The 17,786-nt window shown below is 72.4% G+C and carries 17 protein-coding genes and 1 pseudogene; 6 read left to right on the plus strand and 12 right to left on the minus strand.

Annotated elements, in window-relative coordinates; all coding sequences use genetic code 11:
• Nucleotides 1–10 precede the first annotated feature (10 nt).
• The 3 genes from D0D28_RS07355 to D0D28_RS07365 are packed head-to-tail and all read right to left on the minus strand — an operon-like array spanning nt 11 to nt 2,098.
• Entirely contained in the window at nt 11–511 is a 501-nt protein-coding gene (locus D0D28_RS07355; RefSeq protein WP_094005319.1) for a hypothetical protein, read from the minus strand.
• A gap of 23 nt (nt 512–534) precedes the next feature.
• Nucleotides 535–1,110 (minus strand): class F sortase, encoded by a 576-nt coding sequence (locus D0D28_RS07360; protein WP_116110160.1) that lies wholly within the window; start codon nt 1,108–1,110, stop codon nt 535–537.
• Between the two features lie 4 nt (nt 1,111–1,114).
• Nucleotides 1,115–2,098: an Lrp/AsnC family transcriptional regulator gene (locus D0D28_RS07365; protein WP_240323119.1), complete on the minus strand. Its 984-nt coding sequence runs from the start codon at nt 2,096–2,098 to the stop codon at nt 1,115–1,117.
• A 175-nt stretch (nt 2,099–2,273) separates the two neighbouring features.
• Between D0D28_RS07365 and D0D28_RS07370 the strand changes: the two genes are divergently transcribed.
• Nucleotides 2,274–3,761, plus strand: a complete 1,488-nt coding sequence (locus D0D28_RS07370) for a peptide MFS transporter (protein WP_233157244.1) — start codon at nt 2,274–2,276, stop codon at nt 3,759–3,761.
• 10 nt (nt 3,762–3,771) lie between these two features.
• Here D0D28_RS07370 and D0D28_RS07375 read toward each other — a convergent pair whose 3' ends face one another.
• Nucleotides 3,772–4,983, minus strand: a complete 1,212-nt coding sequence (locus D0D28_RS07375; RefSeq protein ID WP_116110161.1) for an acetyl-CoA C-acetyltransferase — start codon at nt 4,981–4,983, stop codon at nt 3,772–3,774.
• A gap of 101 nt (nt 4,984–5,084) precedes the next feature.
• The gene (locus D0D28_RS07380) at nt 5,085–5,678 is read right to left on the minus strand and encodes a TetR/AcrR family transcriptional regulator (RefSeq protein ID WP_094005315.1); all 594 of its coding nucleotides are present in this window, start codon (nt 5,676–5,678) and stop codon (nt 5,085–5,087) included.
• 83 nt (nt 5,679–5,761) lie between these two features.
• Between D0D28_RS07380 and D0D28_RS07385 the strand changes: the two genes are divergently transcribed.
• On the plus strand, nt 5,762–7,084 hold the full coding sequence (locus D0D28_RS07385; protein WP_094005314.1) for a flavin-containing monooxygenase: 1,323 nt from the start codon (nt 5,762–5,764) through the stop codon (nt 7,082–7,084).
• The gene (locus D0D28_RS07390; RefSeq protein ID WP_094005313.1) at nt 7,081–8,169 is read left to right on the plus strand and encodes a serine hydrolase domain-containing protein; all 1,089 of its coding nucleotides are present in this window, start codon (nt 7,081–7,083) and stop codon (nt 8,167–8,169) included. The genes D0D28_RS07385 and D0D28_RS07390 overlap by 4 nt, the downstream gene beginning before the upstream one ends.
• On the opposite strand, the gene D0D28_RS07395 is transcribed toward D0D28_RS07390, so the two are convergent.
• The 3 genes from D0D28_RS07395 to D0D28_RS07405 form a co-directional block, all read right to left on the minus strand.
• Nucleotides 8,136–9,308, minus strand: coding sequence for a GDSL-type esterase/lipase family protein (locus D0D28_RS07395; RefSeq protein WP_116110162.1), 1,173 nt, complete (start codon nt 9,306–9,308; stop codon nt 8,136–8,138). The genes D0D28_RS07390 and D0D28_RS07395 overlap by 34 nt on opposite strands.
• A complete protein-coding gene (locus D0D28_RS07400; protein ID WP_116110163.1) occupies nt 9,305–9,883 on the minus strand; it encodes a TetR/AcrR family transcriptional regulator in 579 nt (192 codons plus the stop codon). Before D0D28_RS07400 ends, D0D28_RS07395 begins: the two co-directional genes overlap by 4 nt.
• A 141-nt stretch (nt 9,884–10,024) precedes the next feature.
• The gene (locus D0D28_RS07405) at nt 10,025–10,495 is read right to left on the minus strand and encodes a nitroreductase family deazaflavin-dependent oxidoreductase (RefSeq protein ID WP_094005310.1); all 471 of its coding nucleotides are present in this window, start codon (nt 10,493–10,495) and stop codon (nt 10,025–10,027) included.
• Between the two features lie 160 nt (nt 10,496–10,655).
• Here D0D28_RS07405 and D0D28_RS37580 point away from each other — a divergent pair, with 160 nt between their 5' ends.
• A complete protein-coding gene (locus D0D28_RS37580) occupies nt 10,656–11,108 on the plus strand; it encodes a transposase (RefSeq protein WP_429727768.1) in 453 nt (150 codons plus the stop codon).
• A gap of 469 nt (nt 11,109–11,577) precedes the next feature.
• Nucleotides 11,578–12,563: pseudogene (locus D0D28_RS07415) on the plus strand (IS481 family transposase).
• Here the strand turns inward: D0D28_RS07415 and egtD are convergent.
• The 4 genes from egtD to D0D28_RS07435 are packed head-to-tail and all read right to left on the minus strand — an operon-like array spanning nt 12,560 to nt 16,905.
• Nucleotides 12,560–13,534, minus strand: coding sequence for an L-histidine N(alpha)-methyltransferase (egtD, locus tag D0D28_RS07420; protein ID WP_116110164.1), 975 nt, complete (start codon nt 13,532–13,534; stop codon nt 12,560–12,562). The pseudogene D0D28_RS07415 and the gene egtD sit on opposite strands and share 4 nt — an antisense overlap.
• Nucleotides 13,534–14,292, minus strand: coding sequence for an ergothioneine biosynthesis protein EgtC (gene egtC / locus D0D28_RS07425; RefSeq protein ID WP_116110165.1), 759 nt, complete (start codon nt 14,290–14,292; stop codon nt 13,534–13,536). Before egtC ends, egtD begins: the two co-directional genes overlap by 1 nt.
• A gap of 1 nt (nt 14,293) precedes the next feature.
• Entirely contained in the window at nt 14,294–15,655 is a 1,362-nt protein-coding gene (gene egtB, locus D0D28_RS07430; RefSeq protein WP_205413201.1) for an ergothioneine biosynthesis protein EgtB, read from the minus strand.
• The gene (locus tag D0D28_RS07435; protein WP_116110166.1) at nt 15,652–16,905 is read right to left on the minus strand and encodes a glutamate-cysteine ligase family protein; all 1,254 of its coding nucleotides are present in this window, start codon (nt 16,903–16,905) and stop codon (nt 15,652–15,654) included. Before D0D28_RS07435 ends, egtB begins: the two co-directional genes overlap by 4 nt.
• Before the next feature lie 166 nt (nt 16,906–17,071).
• On the opposite strand from D0D28_RS07435, the gene D0D28_RS07440 reads away from it, so the two are divergent.
• The gene (locus D0D28_RS07440) at nt 17,072–17,665 is read left to right on the plus strand and encodes a TetR/AcrR family transcriptional regulator (RefSeq protein WP_094005306.1); all 594 of its coding nucleotides are present in this window, start codon (nt 17,072–17,074) and stop codon (nt 17,663–17,665) included.
• Nucleotides 17,666–17,786 lie beyond the last annotated feature (121 nt).

A 17,786-nucleotide genomic window follows, 5' to 3' on the forward strand; every position in this document is an offset into this window, starting at 1 on the left:
GGGCTCGGCCTTACCCCGCCAACGTGCCGTCGCCGGTTTCCGGGGCGCCCTTCGGCAGCACCTTGACCTGCGGGGCCTTCGGGGTGGTCTTCGAGGGGGCCGGCGTGCGGGTGGCCGTCGGCGTGTCCGGCCGGGGTTTCGTCGTCGTGGTGGGCGTGGGGCCGGTGATCGTGAACGTGACGGTCGCCGTGCCGTTGCCGGCCGGGCCGCCGCTGCCGGAGCAGGTGAAGGTGGCCGCGTGGCTGCCGGGCTTGGCGGCGGCCTTCCCGGTGCCGGCGTAGCCGTCGAGCGTGCGGGTCATCGTGACCGGCGCGGCCAGCCCGGGCGAGGTCACGGTGCTGGCGTTGCCCGCACAGACCGCGGTGAACTCCAGCACCTCCCCCGCCGACACCGAGGACGGGGACACGCTCAGCTTCGGCGGCGGCGCGGTCGCGCCGGCCGCGGGCGTGTTCAGCATCCCCGCCGCGAACGCCAGCAGCCCGGCGCCGGCGAGAATTCTCTTGTGCTGCATGGTTTTCCTCCCAGAATCGGTCTTCACCGGAGCACGGCGAAGACGATGATGTTGTCCCGGTAGCTGTGCGCGGCCCGGTCGAAGCTGCCCCCGCAGGTGATCAGGCGCAGCTCGGGCCCGGCGGTGTCGCCGTAGACCGCCTCGGTGGGGAACTCGTCCTTGTCGATCTGCTCGACGCGGGACACCGCGAAGCGGACGACCGAACCGTCCTTTCGCGACACCGCCACCTCGTCCCCCGGCGCGAGTTCCTTCAGCCGGTGGAAGATCCCCTTCTGCCCGCCACCGTCGACGTGCCCGAGGATCACGGCCGGTCCCGCCTCGCCCGGTGCCGGCCCGTGGCGGTACCAGCCCGCCTGCATCGGCTGGGTCACCGGCGGCACCTCGATGGTGTCGTCGGCGTTGAGTCCCAGCGGGACGAGCGTGGAGCGCGCGCCGATGCGCGGGATGTCGACGAGTTCCGGCTCCACCGGCGCGACGGCCTCCGCGGTGGTCTCCGCGGTGGTCACGCCGGGCGGCACCGGCACCGGCGCTTGCTGCGCGGCGCACCCGCCGAGCAGGAGCAGGCCGAGCAGCGCGACGAAAACCCTCACGGCAACCATGCCGCTAACTCGCTCCCCGGCCCGATCCGGTTGCCACCGACACCGAACCGTGACGTGCACCCTGGCCGGCCAGGGGCAGCGCCCGGTCGTTCTCCTCCTTGATGGCACGCAGGTGCGTCCACGCTTCGACCGTCCGCACGCCCGGCAGGCCGCGCACCCGCTCCAGTGTGGCGAGCACGTCGTCGAGCGAGCCGGCCCGGATGGTGCCGATGCCGCCGCACCAGCCGATCCCGGTCGCCAGGCAGTCGATCTCCGGCAGCGCCGCGATCTTGCGCGCCACCGGTTCGATGTCGCCGTTGACGTGCAGCGCGAACCCCATCGTGTGGACGCGGCTCAGCGGCGTCATCCGCACCAGCGCACCGATGTGCACCACGCCGGTGTCCAGCAGCCGCAGCACCCGGGCCCGCGTGGCCCCCGGGGACAGGCCGGTGACGCTCGCCAGCTCGGCGAAGGACCAGCGGCCGTCGACGCGCAGGTGCGCGAGCAGCGCGTGGTCGGCGGCGTCGAGGTCGATGTGCGCGAGCGGGCCGGGGCTGTCCAGCGGCCCCGGCGGGAAGTAGGGGTCCTTCCAGATGCGCAGGAAGGTCATCGTCTGCAGCGCGCGCACCCCGGGCACGGCCTGCACGCGTGCGAGGCCGCGGGCGAACGACTCCAGGTCGGCGGCGCGCAGCTCGGCGGTGACCGCGAACCGGCCGGCCGTGGTGGTGACGAAGGAGACCTCGCCGAGTCCGGCGATCTGCCGCGCGACCGGGACGGCCGGACCGCCGGTCTCGATGGTCACGTGACCGAGCTGGTGCAGCCCGAACACCGCGGGGTGGATCGCGCCGACCACCCGCAGCGCGCCGTCGGCGAGCAGGCGCTGCACGCGGGCCTTGGTGGTCGAGCGGGCGAGCCCGGCCAGGCGGGCCAGCGTCTCGTAGGAGGCCCGGCCGTCCTCGTGCAGGGCGCGGACGAGCAGCTCGTCGATCTCGTCCAGGTTCCCGGGCACGGGAACAACCTAACGCACGCCGGACCCGATCGCCGATCGAATCGCGCGGAACGCCCTGGCGAAGTCGTAACAGCGAGTATTCGCCGACCGGACCACCGAATCATCCATTGATCACCGCTGGCGGCGGATGTATCGTCTGCGCCCATTGGACGCGGGTCGGAGGGTGGGCGTGGCCGTGGCGAGTACGGATCGGATGTTCTTCGGCCAGCCGCGCGGGCTGGTCGGGCTGTTCTTCGCCGAGGCGTGGGAACGGTTCTCCTACTACGGCATGCGCGCGCTGCTGCTGTACTACATGACCGACCGGATTCTGGACGGCGGGCTCGGCATCGACCCGGGCAGCGCGAAATCGCTGATCGCGGTCTACGGCTCGGCCACGTACATGGCGGCGATCCTGGGCGGCTGGATCAGCGACCGGCTGCTCGGGGACCGGCGGGCGACGCTGACCGGCGGTGTCCTGATCATGTGCGGGCACGTCTGCCTGGCGATCCCCGCCGGCGCCGGCGCGTTGTTCGCGTCGATGATCTTCATCGCGAGCGGCACCGGGCTGCTGAAGCCGACGATCTCCTCGTCGGTGGGCGACCTCTACGCGCCGGACGATCCGCGGCGCGACTCCGGGTTCAGCATCTACTACATGGGGATCAGCGTCGGGGCGGTCGCCGCGCCGCTGATCGTCGGCACCGTCGGCGAGAACTACGACTACCACCTCGGGTTCGGTCTCGCGGCGATCGGCATGGCGCTCGGCCTCGTCGTCTACGTGCGCGGCCAGCGCCACCTGAGCCCGCTCAGCTACGCGCCGAAGAACCCGCTGCGGCTGGGCGAGGTTCCCCGGGCGCGGCTGGCCGCGGTGGCAGCCGGGATCGCGGTGCTCGTCGCCGTGCTGTCCGTGGCCGTGGGCACCGGTGCGCTCGGCCCGGGCCGGATCGTCGACCTGATCAGCGTGCTCGCGATCGCGCTGCCCGTCGGCTACTTCACGGTCATGCTGCGCAGTAGGCGCACGACGGCGGCCGAGCGGGCGCGGGTGCGCGGCTACATCCCGATGTTCGTCGCCGCGGTCGCGTTCTGGTGCATCCAGGAGCAGGGTGCGACGGTGATCGCCCAGTACGCGGACGAGAGCACCGACCTGGGCGCGTTCGGGTTCACCATCCCGGCGTCGTGGTTCCAGTCGGTCGGGTCGCTGGTGCTGATCGTGCTGACGCCGGTGTTCGCGGTGATGTGGCTGCGCCTGGACCGGTCCGCCCGCTCCCCCGCCACGGCGCACAAGTTCGCGGCCGGCCTGGCGATCGCCGGGCTGTCGTACCTGATGCTCGTGGTCCCGGCGGCCAGCCCCGGCCAGACCAGCCCGCTGTGGCTGATCGGCAGCCTGGCGGTGGTCACGATCGGCGAGATGTGCCTGTCCCCCATCGGTTTGTCCGCGACGACCCGGCTGGCGCCCGCGGCGTTCGCCACGCAGACGATGGGCCTGTGGTTGTCGTCGAACGCCGCCGGGCAGGGCATCGGGGCGCAGCTGGTGAAGTTCTACGACGCCGGGTCGGCGGCCGCCTACTTCGGCCTGCTCGGCCTGGGCGCGGTCGTCCTCGCCGCGATCCTGTTCGCGCTCGCGCCACTCATCCGGCGGCTCACCGAACGCCGGGTGTCCACAGTGGAGCACCAGGGGCGGCGATGAACCACGCCGGTCAGGCCACGCGCTCGAACACCGCGGCCAGGCCCTGGCCGCCGCCGATGCACATCGTTTCCAGGCCGTAGCGCGCCTCGCGGCGGGTGAGTTCCCTCGCCAGCGTCGTCAGGATCCGGGCGCCGGTCGCGCCTACCGGGTGGCCCAGCGACACGCCGGAGCCGTTGACGTTGAGCCGCTCGTCGGTGTCGCTCAGGCCGAGCGTGCGGGTGCAGGCCAGCACCTGGGCGGCGAACGCCTCGTTCAGCTCGATCAGGTCCAGATCGCGCAGCGACAGCCCGGCCTTGTCCAGGGCCGCCCGGGTCGCGGGCACCGGCCCGATCCCCATCGTCTCCGCGGGCACGCCGGCGCGCGCGAACGACACCAGCCGCACCAGCGGGCGCAGCCCGAGCTTCTCGGCGGTCTCCCGGCTGGTGACCAGGCACGCCGCCGCCGCGTCGTTCTGGCCGCTCGCGTTGCCCGCGGTGACCGTCGCCTCCGGGTCGGTGCGGATCATGACCGGCTTCAGCTTCGCCAGGCCCTCGGCCGTGGTGTCCGGGCGCGGGTGCTCGTCGGCGTCGACCACCGTCTCGCCCTTGCGGGAGCGCACGGTGACCGGGACGATCTCCTCCTTGAACAGCCCGCCCTCGATCGCCCGGGCCGCCCGCTGCTGCGAGCGCAGCGCGAGCGCGTCCTGGTCCTCGCGGGAGATGCCGTGCTCGCGCCGCAGGTTCTCCGCGGTCTCGATCATCCCGCCCGGGATCGGGTGGTGGACCCCGCCCGCGGTGGCCCGGCCGCGCGCCAGCGAGTCGTGCAGCTGCAGCCCGGCGCCCTTGATGCCCCAGCGGCCCTCGTGCGTGTAGTACGGCGCGGCGCTCATCACCTCCGCGCCACCGGCGAGCACCACCTCGCTGAACCCGGCGCGGATCTGCATCGCGGCGTCCAGCACGGCCTGCAGGCCCGAACCACAGCGGCGGTCGATCTGGATGCCGGTGACCGTGTCCGGCAACCCGGCGTCCAGAGCAGCCACGCGCCCGAGCGCGGGCGCCTCCGAGGTCGGGTAGGCGTGCCCGAGGATGACCTCGTCGACGCGCTCCGGGTCCACGCCGGTGCGCTCCACCACGGCGGCCAGCACGTGCGCGGCGAGCGCGGCAGGGGTCTGCCCGGCCAGCGCTCCGCCGAACCGGCCGATCGGCGTGCGCAGGGGCTCGCAGATCACGACATCCACGGACATCCGTCGTCCTTTCACGGCTGGGCAGAGATGCCTCCGACCATCGCACCCCGGCACCGAGATGTCCAATATCCGATTGGCATCCGACTGAGACGGCGACCGTCTCAGCGCGGTGGCCGCAGGGCCGGGAACCAGATGTCGCTGAGCACCTGCGCGGCCTCGTCGGCCGTGGAGGTGATCGTGCCCTGCACCGCCCACCGGGTGAAGAACCGCTCCAGCTGGCTGACCAGCAGCTCGATCCGCAGGTGCGCCTCGGCCCGGCGGTCCGGCCCCCAGCGGGCCAGGTAGCGCGGCATCGCGGCGGGCAGCTCGTCGACCGCGCGCTTGGCGATCGCCCGGAACTCCGGTTCGAGCGCGACCGCCTCGTCCCACGCCGGCAGGATCGCCTGGTTCTCCTCGAACCACGCCACCGCGCGCCGCATCCACCGGGTGAACTCGGCACGCGACCCGGAGTCGAGCACCTCGTCCAGCTCCGCGTACACCGCCACCGCGCGCCGCGCCATCGTCTCCGCGCCGATCTTCTGCAGCACCTCGGGCTTGCCGGTGAAGTGCAGGTAGAACGTCGCACGGCTGCAGCCGACCGCGGAGACGATGTCGTCGATCGTCACCGCCGCGTAGCCACGCTCGACGAACAACGCCTTGGCCTGCTCCAGCAGGTCACGCCGGGTCTGCTGCTTCTGCCGCTCGCGCAGGGTCATAACGGTCAGCCTACTCACTGGACACAGCGTCAGCGAACGTGCCACAGTGACTGCGGCATCGTGGCCGGCACAGGAGGTACGCGTTGAGTTCACTCCCGACCGTCTGCATCATCGGCGCCGGCTGCTCCGGCTTCACCACCGCGAAGCGGCTGCGCGACCACGGCATCCCCTACGACTGCTTCGAGATGTCCGACGACGTCGGCGGCAACTGGTACTTCGGCAACCCCAACGGGCGCTCGGCCTGTTACGAGTCGCTGCACATCGACACCTCGACCACGCGGCTGCAGTTCGAGGACTTCCCGGCGGGCGAGGACTGGCCGCACTTCCCGCACCATTCGCTGATCCACCAGTACTTCCGCGACTACGTCGACCACTTCGGCCTGCGCGACACGATCACCTTCAACACCGCCGTCGAGCACGCGGCACGGCAGTCCGGCGGCACCTGGCGGGTCACCCTGTCCACCGGCGAGACCCGGACCTACGACGCGCTCGTGGTCGCCAACGGCCACCACTGGAACCCGTACCTGCCGGACTACCCGGGCACCTTCGACGGGCCGGTCCTGCACAGCCACGCCTACCGCAGCCCGTTCGACCCGGTCGACATGCGGGACAAGCGGATCGTGGTGGTGGGCATGGGGAACTCGGCGCTGGACATCGCCTCCGAGCTGTCGCACCGCGCGATCGCCCGGCACGTCTGGGTGTCCGCCCGGCGCGGGGTGTGGGTGCTGTCCAAGTACCGCGGCGGGAAACCGGCGGACAAGATGATGATGCCGCCGTGGATGCCGAAGAAGCTCGGCCTGGCCCTGTCCCGGCGGGCCATCAAGAAGACGCTGGGCAACATGGAGGACTACGGGCTGCCCAAGCCGGACCACGAGCCGCTGTCCGCGCACCCGTCGGTGAGCGTGGACTTCCTCGCCAAGGCCGGCTCGGGCGATCTGACGTGCGTGCCCGCGATCGAGCGGCTGGACGGCGACGCCGTGGTGTGCGTGGACGGCACCCGCATCGAGGCCGACGTGATCGTGTGCGCGACCGGCTACCGGATGGCGTTCCCGTTCTTCGACGACCCGGAGCTGCTGCCGGACGCCGAGCACCGGATGCCGCTGTTCAAGCGGATCGTCAAGCCGGGCGTCGGCAACCTGTACTTCGCCGGGCTCGCGCAGGCGTCCCCGACGATCGTGAACCTGGCCGAGCAGCAGAGCAAGCTGATCGCCGCGCACCTGACCGGGGAGTACGAACTGCCGGCCGTGGCGGAGATGACGGCGGTCATCGCGCGTGACGAGGCCAAGCACCTCGGGCAGTACTACTCCGCGCCGCGGCACACCATCCAGCTCGACTTCGCCCGCTACGTCCGGGACCTGCACCGGGAGATCGAGGCGGGCCGGAAGCGGGCGGCGGCCCTGACGTGAACGGGCACTGCGACGCGCGGTTCGCCGCGCTCGGCGACCTGCTGGCGAAGCGGTTGCGCGACGGCGACGAAGCGGGCGCCTCGGTCTGCGTGATCGCCGACGGCGTGGTGGCGGTGGACCTGTGGGGTGGCTTCGCCTCCCCCGGCGTGCCGTGGACGCGGGACACGCTGGTGACCACGTACTCGCTGACCAAGACCATGGTGGCGCTGGTGGCGCTCGCGCTCGCCGACCGGGGCCTGCTGGATCCGGACGCGCCGGTGGCGCGGTACTGGCCGGAGTTCGGCGCCGCGGGCAAGGAAGGCGTGCTGGTGCGGCACGTCCTGGGCCACACGTCGGGCGTGTGCGGGTGGGACGCGCCGGTGACGCTGGACGACGTCTGCGACACCACGCGAGCGGCCGCGTTGCTGGCGGCCCAGGAGCCGTGGTGGACACCCGGCGACGGCTCCGGCTACCAGGCGGTCAGCCACGGGCACCTGGTCGGCGAGCTGGTCCGGCGGGTGACCGGGCGGTCGCTGGGCACGGTGCTGCGCGCGGAGTTCGCCGAACCGCTCGGGGCGGACTACTGGCTGGGCGCCCCGCCGGACCTCGATTCCCGGCTCGCCACGCTGGTTCCGCCGCCGTCGTCCGGGGTGGACTACGCCGCGCTCGGCGCGGTGGCGATCCGGACGCTGACGAATCCGCTGATCCCGCCCGCGGTGACGACCACCCGGCCGTTCCTCACGGCCGAGCTGGGCGGGCTGAACGGGCAGGGCAACGCGCGTTCGGTGGCGCGGCTGCAATCGGTCGTCTCCCACGGCGGCGTGATCGACGGCAGGCGTTACCTGTCGGAGTCCACTGTGGACCGGATCTTCGACGTGCAGGCCGATGGCGTGGACCGGGTGCTGGGCGCGCCGGTCCGGTTCGGGCTCGGCTACGCGGTGGACGGCCGGACGTGCTGGTGGAGCGGCTTCGGCGGCTCGGTGGTGGTCAACGACCTCGACCGGCGCCTGACCTTCGCCTACGTCATGAACCGGATGGCGCCGGGCCTGCTGAACGCGCCGAACACGACCGCCTACCTGGACGCGCTGCGGTCCTGCCTGGACTGACGCGCCGCGAACGGGCCGGTGAAGGCGAGCCCGGCGAACCGCTCCCCCATGCTCCGGTGGGTGTCCGCGTCGGGGTGCAGGCCGTCGGGCAGGGGGCGTCCGGCGTAGTCGGCCTCGCCGTACAGCTCGCGTCCGTCGAGGTAGTGCAGGTTCTCGTCGGCGCGCTGCTCGACGATCCGCGCCAGCTCGTCGCGGATGACGCGCAGCGTGAGTTTCCCCGCGGCGGCGTCCGCGGGGTCGCCGGTGGCCCGGAACCGCACGACGCCCGCCCGCAACGCGGCGAGGTCGAACGCGCCGGGGCCGGGCGTGTCCTCGTGGATCGGGCAGTGGATCGGCGAGACGACCAGCAGCGGCACGTCCGGGTGCCCGTCGCGGATCGTGTCGAGGAACCCGTGCACCGCCGGGGTGAACGCCCGCAGCCGCATCACGTCGCTGTTCACCAGGTTGATCCCGATCTTGACGCTGATCAGGTCGGCGGGCGTGTCGCGCATGACGCGCGCGGTGAACGGGTCGAGCAGCGCGCTGCCGCCGAAGCCCAGGTTGACCAGCTCGGCGCCGCCCAGCCGGGCGGCGACCGCTCGCCACGTGGTGGCGGGGCTCGCGGCGTCCGAGCCGTGGCTGATCGAGCTGCCGTGGTGCAGCCACACGCGGCCCCGCGACGGCGACGGCTCGACCGGCGCGTCGGTGCGCAGCGCGATCAGCTCGGTGATCTCGTTGTGCGGCAACCAGATCACCACGTCCTTGTCCGCGCCGGGCAGACCGTCGAACCGCACGGTGCCGGGCGGCCCGGGCTCCATCCGGGCGGCGCCGCTGGACAGGTCGAGGTGGACGGTGTTGCCGCCGCCGACGCCGCGCTGGGCGGTGAACCGGCCGTCGACGAACAGGTCGTACACGCCGTCCGGGCGCGGCGGGGCGCCCACGTACGCGCGGGCGGTGCGCAGCGCGTCCAGCTCGACGACGGTGGCCCGGGTCCGGATCGCCAGCCGCACGCCGGAGGGTTGCGACTCCGCCATGGCCAGCTGCGCGTCGGCCCTCGCGCGCGCCCACGCGGGCAGGCGGTGCGGCAGCAGGCCGTGCGCGGTGGTTTCCAGGTCCAGCGCGCCGCGCAGCAGGTCCGCGGTCAGCGGTGTGGTGATCATGATCCGGTCCGTTCCGGCCAGTTTCGCAGGGTGGCGTCGAGGACCTCGAGGATTCGCGTCCAGGATTGGCCGGCGCCGGGCGCGCTGTGGCCGAACCCGCCGCCCGATTCGAGCGCGACGAAGCCGTGGAAGACGCTGCCCAGCAGACGGACGGCGTGCGGGTGGTCGGCTTCCGGCACGTCGTAGCCGCGCAGGATCGCCCGCATCATCCGGGTGTGCTCGGGTCCCGCGCTCGCGGCGGCGTGCTCCGGGTCGAGCCGGAACTGCGCCGCGGCCCACCGGCCGGGGTGCCGGCGGGCGTAGTCCCGGTAGACGCCGGCGAACGCGACCAGGGCGTCCTTGCCCGAGCGCCCGGCCAGCGCCTCGGCGGCCCGCGCGGCGAGTTCCCCCAGCGCGAGCAGCGCGATGCGGACCTTGAGGTCGTGGGCGCTGCGCACGTGCGAATACAGGCTCGCCACCTGAACCCCGAGGCGCCGCGCCAGCGCCGACGGGGTCACCGCGTCGAACCCGGCCTCGTCGGCCAGCTCCGCACCGGCCTGGGCCACCCGCTCCGCGGTCAGTCCCGCTCGCACCATGCCTAAAGGCTATCAGATACTTCCTAAAAGTTTTAGGAAGGTCGCGCCGTATAGGTCGTTATACACAAATTGGGTGCGGAAGGCGTGCCAGCGGCGGCAGGCCAGGGCGTTGCCGGTCCTGACTCCCCATGATCCCTCCAGCTAGCGGCGCGTGAGCAGGAAGATCGGCAGCTCCCGGCCGGCGGCGAGGCGCTCCATCTCGTAGCCGGGCCAGAAGTCGAGCAAGCGCTGCCACATGCGGTCGTAGTCCTCGCCCTTGACGGGCTTCGCCGTCACCGGGATCTCGCGTCCGCGGATGGCGACCGTGGCCTCGGCGTGCTCGCGCAGGTTGTAGGTCCAGCCGGGATCGCGGGGACGGCCCCAGTTGGAGCCGACCAGCACGAAGCCGTCCTCGTGCGGGAAGTACAGCAGGTTCGTGCTGCGGGGCAGTCCGCTCTTGCGCCCCAGGGTGGTCAGCCGCAGCGACGGCAGGCCCGCGATGCCGACCAGGCTGACCCGCCCGCCGAACAGGCCGTGCAGCCGCTTGTCGGCCCAGATGATGACCTTCGCGAGCCGCATCAGCCACGGCCGGGTGCCCAGCCTGCGGGCCAGGAGCGGAAGCGGATTCTTCACGACCCCTATTGGACCACCCGCCCGCTCCCGCCACCGATCACCCCGCATTGGGGTGCCGGTCACCACCGCGGCTAGCGCGTGTTTCAAAGCTGGGAGCTGGTGTGATGGCGATGACGATTGCGTCGGGGCGTGACGGGGCGAGCGGACCTGACCGACGGCATTGGACGGCACTGGAACCACTGCTGCGCATCGGCAGAAAGCCTGGCCGCTCGCGAAGTGGACCGAACGGTCGCTGATCAACGGGATCCGCTGGCGGATCCGGGTCGGTGCACCCTGGCGAGACATCCCCCAGGTCGATGGGCCGTGGCAGACGGGGTACGGGTTGTTCCGACGCTGGCAACGTGACGGCACGGGGAAGCGGATCCTCCCCGGCCTGCAGGCTCGCGCGAATGCCGCCGGATTGATCACCTGGGCTGTGAGTGTGCATTCCACGACCAGCCGGGCGCCCCAGCATGCGGCTGGCGCACGGCCAAGGGGGATCCGCAGGTCGAACCGCCCGCCGGGATCGACGCCGAACCTGCTGAACACGGGCTCGGCCGCTCCCGGGGCGGGTTCACGACGAAGACTCATCTGGCTACCGAGCAGGGCCAGAAGCCGTTGCCGTTGCTGGTGACCGCCGGACAACGAGCCGACAGCCCTCAGTTTCCGGTGGTGTCGGAGGGTGTTCGGGCGGCCCGTATCGCCGGTGGTCGAGCACGGACCCGGCCGGATCGGGTGCTGGCCGACAATGCCTGCAGCTCCCGCGCTGACCGCGGCTACCTGCGGCGTTGTAGCCGTGTGGCTGGCCGGCCACCAGCGTTCGATCCAGAGGTCTCCAAGCAGCGGCACGCGGTGCTGCATCAACCGGCTCAAACGCAACCGGGCAGTGGCCACCCGCTACGACAAGCTCGCCGCGCGTTTTCGAGGCGGTACCGATGATCGCCTCGATCAACGCGGGGCTGCCCCGCTGACAAAACACGCACTAGCTGTACTGCCCGGGGAGTTGTGGACGTGGAGATGTGTAGATGATGATCTTGAAATAGGGAGGGCCTCCGGGTTCGGTGTGGATCACCACAATCTGCACCGCACCTCGGGAGGTCCTCGTGTCTCACGGTAACGCCCCGTTGACCCCGACCGGTCGGCTGCGTCTGGCCCGGTGTGTCGCGGAGGAGGGGTGGCCGCTGCGGCGGGCGGCGGAGCGGTTCCAGGTGTCGGTGGCCACCGCTAAGCGGTGGACTGACCGCTACCGCGCTGAGGGTGAGGCCGGGATGGTGGACCGCTCCTCACGGCCACACACCTGTCCCCACCGGACCCCGACACGCACCGAGCGCCGGATCATCAAGGTACGGGTGCTGCGCCGGTGGGGACCCGCCCGCATCGCTGCCCTGCTGGGGTTGGCCGCCTCCACGGTGCATCGGGTGCTGGCCCGCTACGGCCTGGCGCGGCTGGCTGATCTGGACCGGGCCACCGGGCGGGTGGTGCGCCGCTACGAACGGGCCACCCCGGGCGAGTTGGTGCACGTCGACATCAAGAAGCTGGGCAACATCCCCGACGGCGGCGGCCACAAGATCTGCGACCGCGCCACCGGCAACCAGCACCGCAAGGCCACCACCACCGCCCGTTACCCCCACGGCAAACCCCAGATCGGCTACAGCTACCTGCACAACGCCGTGGACGACCACTCCCGCCTGGCCTACACCGAGATCCTGCCCGACGAGACCACGACCAGCGCGGTCGCGTTCTGGACCCGGGCCCAGGCGTTCTTCGCCTCCCACGGCATCACCGTGCAGCGGGTGCTGACCGACAACGGCTCCTGCTACCGCTCACGCGACTGGCGCGACACCCTCACCGCCGCCGGCATCCAGCACAAACGCACCCGCCCCTACCGCCCCCAAACCAACGGCAAAGTGGAGCGCTTCAACCGCACCCTGCTCAACGAATGGGCCTACGCCCACCCCTACCACACAGAAACCCAACGGCGCGCCGCCTTGCCCCACTTCCTCCACCACTACAACCATCACCGACACCACACCAGCATCGGCGGCCCACCGCCACCCGCATACCCAACCTCACGGGACAGAACAGCTAGCTCACCGCGCGCGCCAGGGACACCCCGAAGCGCCCCTGGGCGTCGGTCCACCAGTGCGCCACCTCGAAGCCCGCGACGGCCAGTTCGGTGGTCACTCCTTCGCGACGGAACTTCGCCGAGATCTCCGTCCGGATGTACTCCCCGGCCTCGAACGACACCTCCATGCCCGCGCCCGGGATCGACACGCGCACCGCCTCCGGGGCGCGCAGCCGCATCTCGATCCACTCGTTCCCGGCGTCCCAGTGGGCCACGTGCTCGAAGGAGTCCGGGTCGAAGTCCGCGCCCAGCACCTCGTTGACCACCCGCAGCACGTTGCGGTTGAACTCCGCCGTCACCCCGGCCGCGTCGTCGTAGGCGCGCACCAGCGTCTCCGCGTCCTTGACCAGGTCGGTGCCCAGCAGGAACCACTCACCACCGGCGAGCACGTCCCGCACCGAGCGCAGGAACTTGCCGCGGTCGGCCGGCAGGAAGTTGCCGATCGTGCCACCGAGGAACGCCACCAGCCGCGGCGGCTCACCGGGCAGCAGGCCCAGGTGTTCGGTGAAGTCGCCGACCACCCCGCGCACGTCCAGCCCCGGGTAGCCGGCCTGGATCGCCTCCACCGCCTCGGCCAGCGCCGACTCCGACACGTCCAGCGGCACGAACGTGCGCAGGCTGCCGTGATCGCGCAACCCGTCCAGCAGCAGCCGGGTCTTCTCGCTCGACCCGGAACCGAGTTCGACCAGCGTGTGCGCGCCGGTGATCCGCGCGATCGCCCCGGCCTCCCGCGCCAGCACCTCCCGTTCGGACCGCGTCGGGTAGTACTCGGGCAGCGCGGTGATGTCCTCGAACAGCCGGCTTCCCGTCGCGTCGTAGAACCACTTGGACGGCAGCCACTTCTGCTCGGCCGACAGCCCCTCCCGCACATCCGCGCGCAGCGCCTCGGCGATGTCGGTGGCGCTGCGGTGAATGTCCAGTTCGGACTCGGTCATCAGGGAACACTCCGATCGGCGTTGAGGGGGATGACTTCGACGGCGCCGTGCTCGGCGCGGACCAGGTGCCGGTCCGGCACCTCCGACCAGCCGGGCGCGTCGTCGAGCGGTTCGGACGCGAACAGGACGGCCTCGCCCTCGACCCGCACCGACAGGGCGTGGGTCCAGGCCGTGCCGACCAGCACGGTGCCGTCGGTGAGCAGGAAGTTCAGCCGCGACCCCGGCGCGGCCCGCTCGACCTGCGCGATCAGGTCGGCGACCGCCCCGGCGGGGTCCTCCCCCGCCGCGAGCCGCTCGCGCAGCAGCGCCCACAGCACCGCCGAGTCGGTGGGCGCCTCCAGCGTCATCAGGTCGGTGACGGGCAGCTTCCCGGCGAGCACGGCGAGGCTGTCCGGCCAGCCGCGCACCATCCCGTTGTGGCTGAACAGCCACCGGCCCCCGGTGAAGGGCGCGCACGCGCCCTCCCCGGACGGCATGCCGGTGGTGCCGTTGCGCACCGCGGCGACGAACGCGCCACTGTGGACCGATCGCGCCAGCCGCGGCAGGTCGTGGTCGCTCCACAGGGGAACCGGTCGCCGGTACCGCACCGGCTCCGGCCCGTCGTCGTACCAGCCCAGCCCGAACCCGTCGGCGTTCACCACACCACCGCCGCGCATGTCCCGCGGCGCGTAGGTCTGGCGCAGCAGCGAGTACGGCGCGTCGAACACCGCGTCCACCGGCGAGCGGGGCGGGCCCAGGTAACCCACGTGACGGCACATCTCAGGCCCGCTCGCCCGGCGGGACGTCCCGCGCGCACCGGAACCCGGAGAAGATCTGCCGCCGGATCGGGTAGTCCCAGTTGCGGAACGGGCCGCGCGCGTCCGCCGCGTCGGTGCCGAACGAACCGCCGCGCAGCACCTTGTACTCCGGCCCGAAGAACACCTCCGAATACTCCCGATAGGGGAACGCGCGGAAGCCCGGATAGCCGGCGAAGTCGGTGCTCGTCCACTCCCACACGTCGCCGATCAGCTGGTGCACGCCGAACGCCGAGGCACCCTTCGGGTAGGCGCCCGCTGGGGCCGGGGACAGGTGCCGCTGGCCCAGGTTCGCGTGCTCGGGCGTGGGATCGTCGTTGCCCCACGGGTACCGCCGGGACTCCCCGGTCGCCGGGTCGAACCGGGCGGCCTTCTCCCACTCCGCCTCGGTCGGCAACCGCTTGCCGGCCCACTTCGCGTACGCCTCGGCCTCGTGGAACGACACGTGCACCACCGGCTGACCGGCCGGCACCGGTTCGTGCACCCCGAACCGGACGCGCCACCAGCCGTCCGGTTCGCGCCGCCAGAACCGCGGCGCGGTGATGTCGTGCGCGGTGCGGTACTCCCAGCCCGCCGCGCTCCACCACTCGCGCTGCTCGTAGCCGCCCGCCTCGAGGAACTCCACGTACGCGCCGTTGGTCACCGGCACCGTGTCCAGGTAGAACGCGTCCACGTGGACCTCGTGCGCGGGGCGCTCGTTGTCCAGCGCCCACGGCTCGAGCGAGGTGCCCATCACGAACGGGCCGGCCGGGACCAGGACCTCCCCGGGCAGCGGCCCGGACCGGGCGGGCGGCGGCTCGGGCGCGTGCAGCACCGGATCGCCCCGGCGCAGCTGGTGGGTGGCCAGCATGGTCTCGTCGTGCTGCTGTTCGTGCTGGGTGATCATGCCGAAGGCGAACCCGGCCTCGGTGAGCGGGCGGCCGGTCATCGGGGCGCGCTCCAGGACGTCGAACGCCTTGGCCCGCACCTCGGCGACATACGCGCGCGCCTCCGCCGGGCCCAGCAGCGGCAACGACGGCCGGGTGGCGCGCGGGTGCTGGAAGGCGTCGTAGAGGTCGTCGATGTCGGGCCGCAGCGGCTCCCGGCCGCCCACGTCCCGCACCAGCCACAACTCCTCCTGGCTGCCGATGTGCGCGAGGTCCCAGACCAGCGGCGACATCAGCTTCGAGTGCTGGCGGACGAGGTCGTCGTCGTCCACCGCGCCAGTGAGCGCGGTGCTGCGGGCGCGGGCCCGCTCCAGCGCCGCGGCCGCGCGGGACCGCAGGGCCTCGGCGGGCAGGTCCCGCACCGGGTTCGGCGCCTCGGTCAGCGGCGACACCTCGGTCATTTCGTCCCCTCCCCGGCGTGCGCGAGCCGCTGCACGCCTTCGCTGATCCGGTCGACGGTCTCCTCGGTCAGATCGGTGCGGCCGAGCTCGGCGCACCCGAGGTCGGCGACCTCGCGGGCCACCGCCGCGATCAGCGGGTCGGCCATCCCGGCGCGCGCGGCCCTTTCCCACTCCCCTTCGACGGGCGCGCACACCTCGCGCACGCGGTCCACAGTGGACGGCCGGTCGAGCAGGGCGGTCAGCAAGGCGACCGGGTGCAGCCAACGGTGCCGCGGCTGGGCGTCGAGGTAGCGGACCTCCAGGTAACCGTGGGGCCGCACCGGGGTGAACATCGTGGACAGGTGGTAGTCGAGGTCGGCCAGCGTCGGCCGCCGCAGGACCCGCCCGGCGCCGCGGCCGGTGGCCCAGCCGGCGAAGCTCAGGTCCTCCGGCGCGTCCCACGGCTCCCCGCCCCGGCGCACCACCAGCAGCGGCGTGTCCAGGACGCGGCGGGACCAGCTGTCCACCGGGTCCGGGCCGCACGCGGCTGCCGCGGTCCGGCACGGTTCGGTGTTCATCACCGCGAGCCAGCGGGCCGAGGCCGCGCCGGTGTCGCGGCCCGCGTGCCGCCGCGAGTTGGCGAACAGGGCCAGCAGCGGCGGCCCGAGCGCGTGGATCGCCGCCCAGCGGGCCGGGAACGTGTCGGCTTCCCCGGCGTCGACGCAGACCTGCAGGCCGGCGGTGCTGCACATCATCGTGACCCCGCCGGGGCCCATCGGGGCGAACCGGCGTTCCATCGCGGCGTAGCGGGGGGTGTCGAGCAGCCGGGCCGGTGCGCGGTGGGCGTCGATGCCGTCGTCGCGCAGGACGAACCCGTGGCGGGCGAGGAGTCCGGTGAGGTGTTCCAGATCGGCGGTGACCGCCGCGGCGAGCTCGCGGAGCGAGGCCTGGGGCAGGGCGGAGATCTCCACCTGGCCGCCGGGTTCGAGAGTCAGCGGGGAGCCGGCCGGCAACGGGCGGGCCGGGCTGTCGGGACTGAGGGTGCGCGGGGCGTGCGGGCCGAGCGCACGGGCGAGGTCATCAGGGTCGAGTGGTCTTCGGGGGGCGCCGGCGTAGTGCACGGTGTACTCCAGCTCCACGCCGAGCAGGCGCGGTGGGCCGTGCTTGAAGCACACGGACGCCACGTACGCCTCACCCTCGGCGCGGTCGGAAACCACCTTCGCCGCCACCGCCCCGCCCGGGGCGGGAGAAACGGGCCGAGCCGTTGTCATGTCGTGTCCAATCTCTGCGGAGCACTCGTCTTCGGAAGCTACACGCGGGCACCGACAATTTCAGGCGTCGAACGGACCGGACAGGCCACGGCGCGGGAGATCCGGAAGAATTGCAGTAAGTACGTACGGTTTGCGAAAACCGGGCACCCGGTGTCAGGATCTAGCCATGCCCCGGGTGAGCCAGGACCACCTCGAAGCGCGCAGGCGCCAGATCCTCGACGGTTCCCGTGTCTGTTTCGCCCGGTACGGCTACGAGGGTGCCACGGTACGCAGGCTGGAGGAAGCGACCGGGCTGTCCCGGGGCGCGATCTTCCACCACTTCCGTGACAAGGAGTCACTCTTCCTCGCCCTCGCGGAGGAGGACGCCGCCCGGATGGCCGACGTCGTGGCCCAGCAGGGCCTGGTGCAGGTGATGCGCGACCTGCTCGCCGAGGGCAGCGACCACCCCGCCGACTGGCTGGGCACCCGCCTGGAGGTCTCCCGGCGGCTGCGCACCGACCCGGAGTTCCGCGGCCGCTGGGCCGAGCGCTCGCAGCAGCTGACCGCCGCGACCCGGCAGCGCCTGCAGTGGCAGCGCCAGGCCGGCAACCTCCGCGACGACGTGGACGTGGACGTGCTCACCGCGTACCTGGAGCTGGTCCTGGAGGGCCTGGTCTCGCACCTGGCGATGGGCCTGCCCGCCGACGACCTCGGGCCGGTGCTCGACCTGGTCGAGGAGAGCGTGCGACGGCACCGGGCGCGGGCCGCCGCCGAGTCCTGACACGCTCACCAGCGCCGATACCACTCGTGCGCACGCGCGGGCGGGTATCATGGCGGCACACTTTCAGCCAACTCCCAAGGAGTGACTTCTTTCGTGCGCGACGCGCAGTCACCTGGTGACA

Source organism: Amycolatopsis ruanii, from assembly GCF_003385175.1.
Lineage (GTDB): Bacteria > Actinomycetota > Actinomycetes > Mycobacteriales > Pseudonocardiaceae > Amycolatopsis_E > Amycolatopsis_E thermalba.

What these genes read in the sequence shown, in the direction of transcription:
- D0D28_RS07355 (WP_094005319.1), bottom strand. Translation starts at nt 511, where the DNA reads ATGCAGCACAAGAGAATTCTCGCCGGCGCCGGGCTGCTGGCGTTCGCG.
- D0D28_RS07360 (WP_116110160.1), bottom strand. Translation starts at nt 1,110, where the DNA reads ATGGTTGCCGTGAGGGTTTTCGTCGCGCTGCTCGGCCTGCTCCTGCTC.
- D0D28_RS07375 (WP_116110161.1), bottom strand. Translation starts at nt 4,983, where the DNA reads ATGTCCGTGGATGTCGTGATCTGCGAGCCCCTGCGCACGCCGATCGGC.
- D0D28_RS07380 (WP_094005315.1), bottom strand. Translation starts at nt 5,678, where the DNA reads ATGACCCTGCGCGAGCGGCAGAAGCAGCAGACCCGGCGTGACCTGCTG.
- D0D28_RS07395 (WP_116110162.1), bottom strand. Translation starts at nt 9,308, where the DNA reads ATGATCACCACACCGCTGACCGCGGACCTGCTGCGCGGCGCGCTGGAC.
- D0D28_RS07400 (WP_116110163.1), bottom strand. Translation starts at nt 9,883, where the DNA reads ATGGTGCGAGCGGGACTGACCGCGGAGCGGGTGGCCCAGGCCGGTGCG.
- egtD (WP_116110164.1), bottom strand. Translation starts at nt 13,534, where the DNA reads ATGACCGAGTCCGAACTGGACATTCACCGCAGCGCCACCGACATCGCC.
- egtC (WP_116110165.1), bottom strand. Translation starts at nt 14,292, where the DNA reads ATGTGCCGTCACGTGGGTTACCTGGGCCCGCCCCGCTCGCCGGTGGAC.
- egtB (WP_205413201.1), bottom strand. Translation starts at nt 15,655, where the DNA reads ATGACCGAGGTGTCGCCGCTGACCGAGGCGCCGAACCCGGTGCGGGAC.
- D0D28_RS07435 (WP_116110166.1), bottom strand. Translation starts at nt 16,905, where the DNA reads ATGACAACGGCTCGGCCCGTTTCTCCCGCCCCGGGCGGGGCGGTGGCG.
- D0D28_RS07440 (WP_094005306.1), top strand. Translation starts at nt 17,072, where the DNA reads ATGCCCCGGGTGAGCCAGGACCACCTCGAAGCGCGCAGGCGCCAGATC.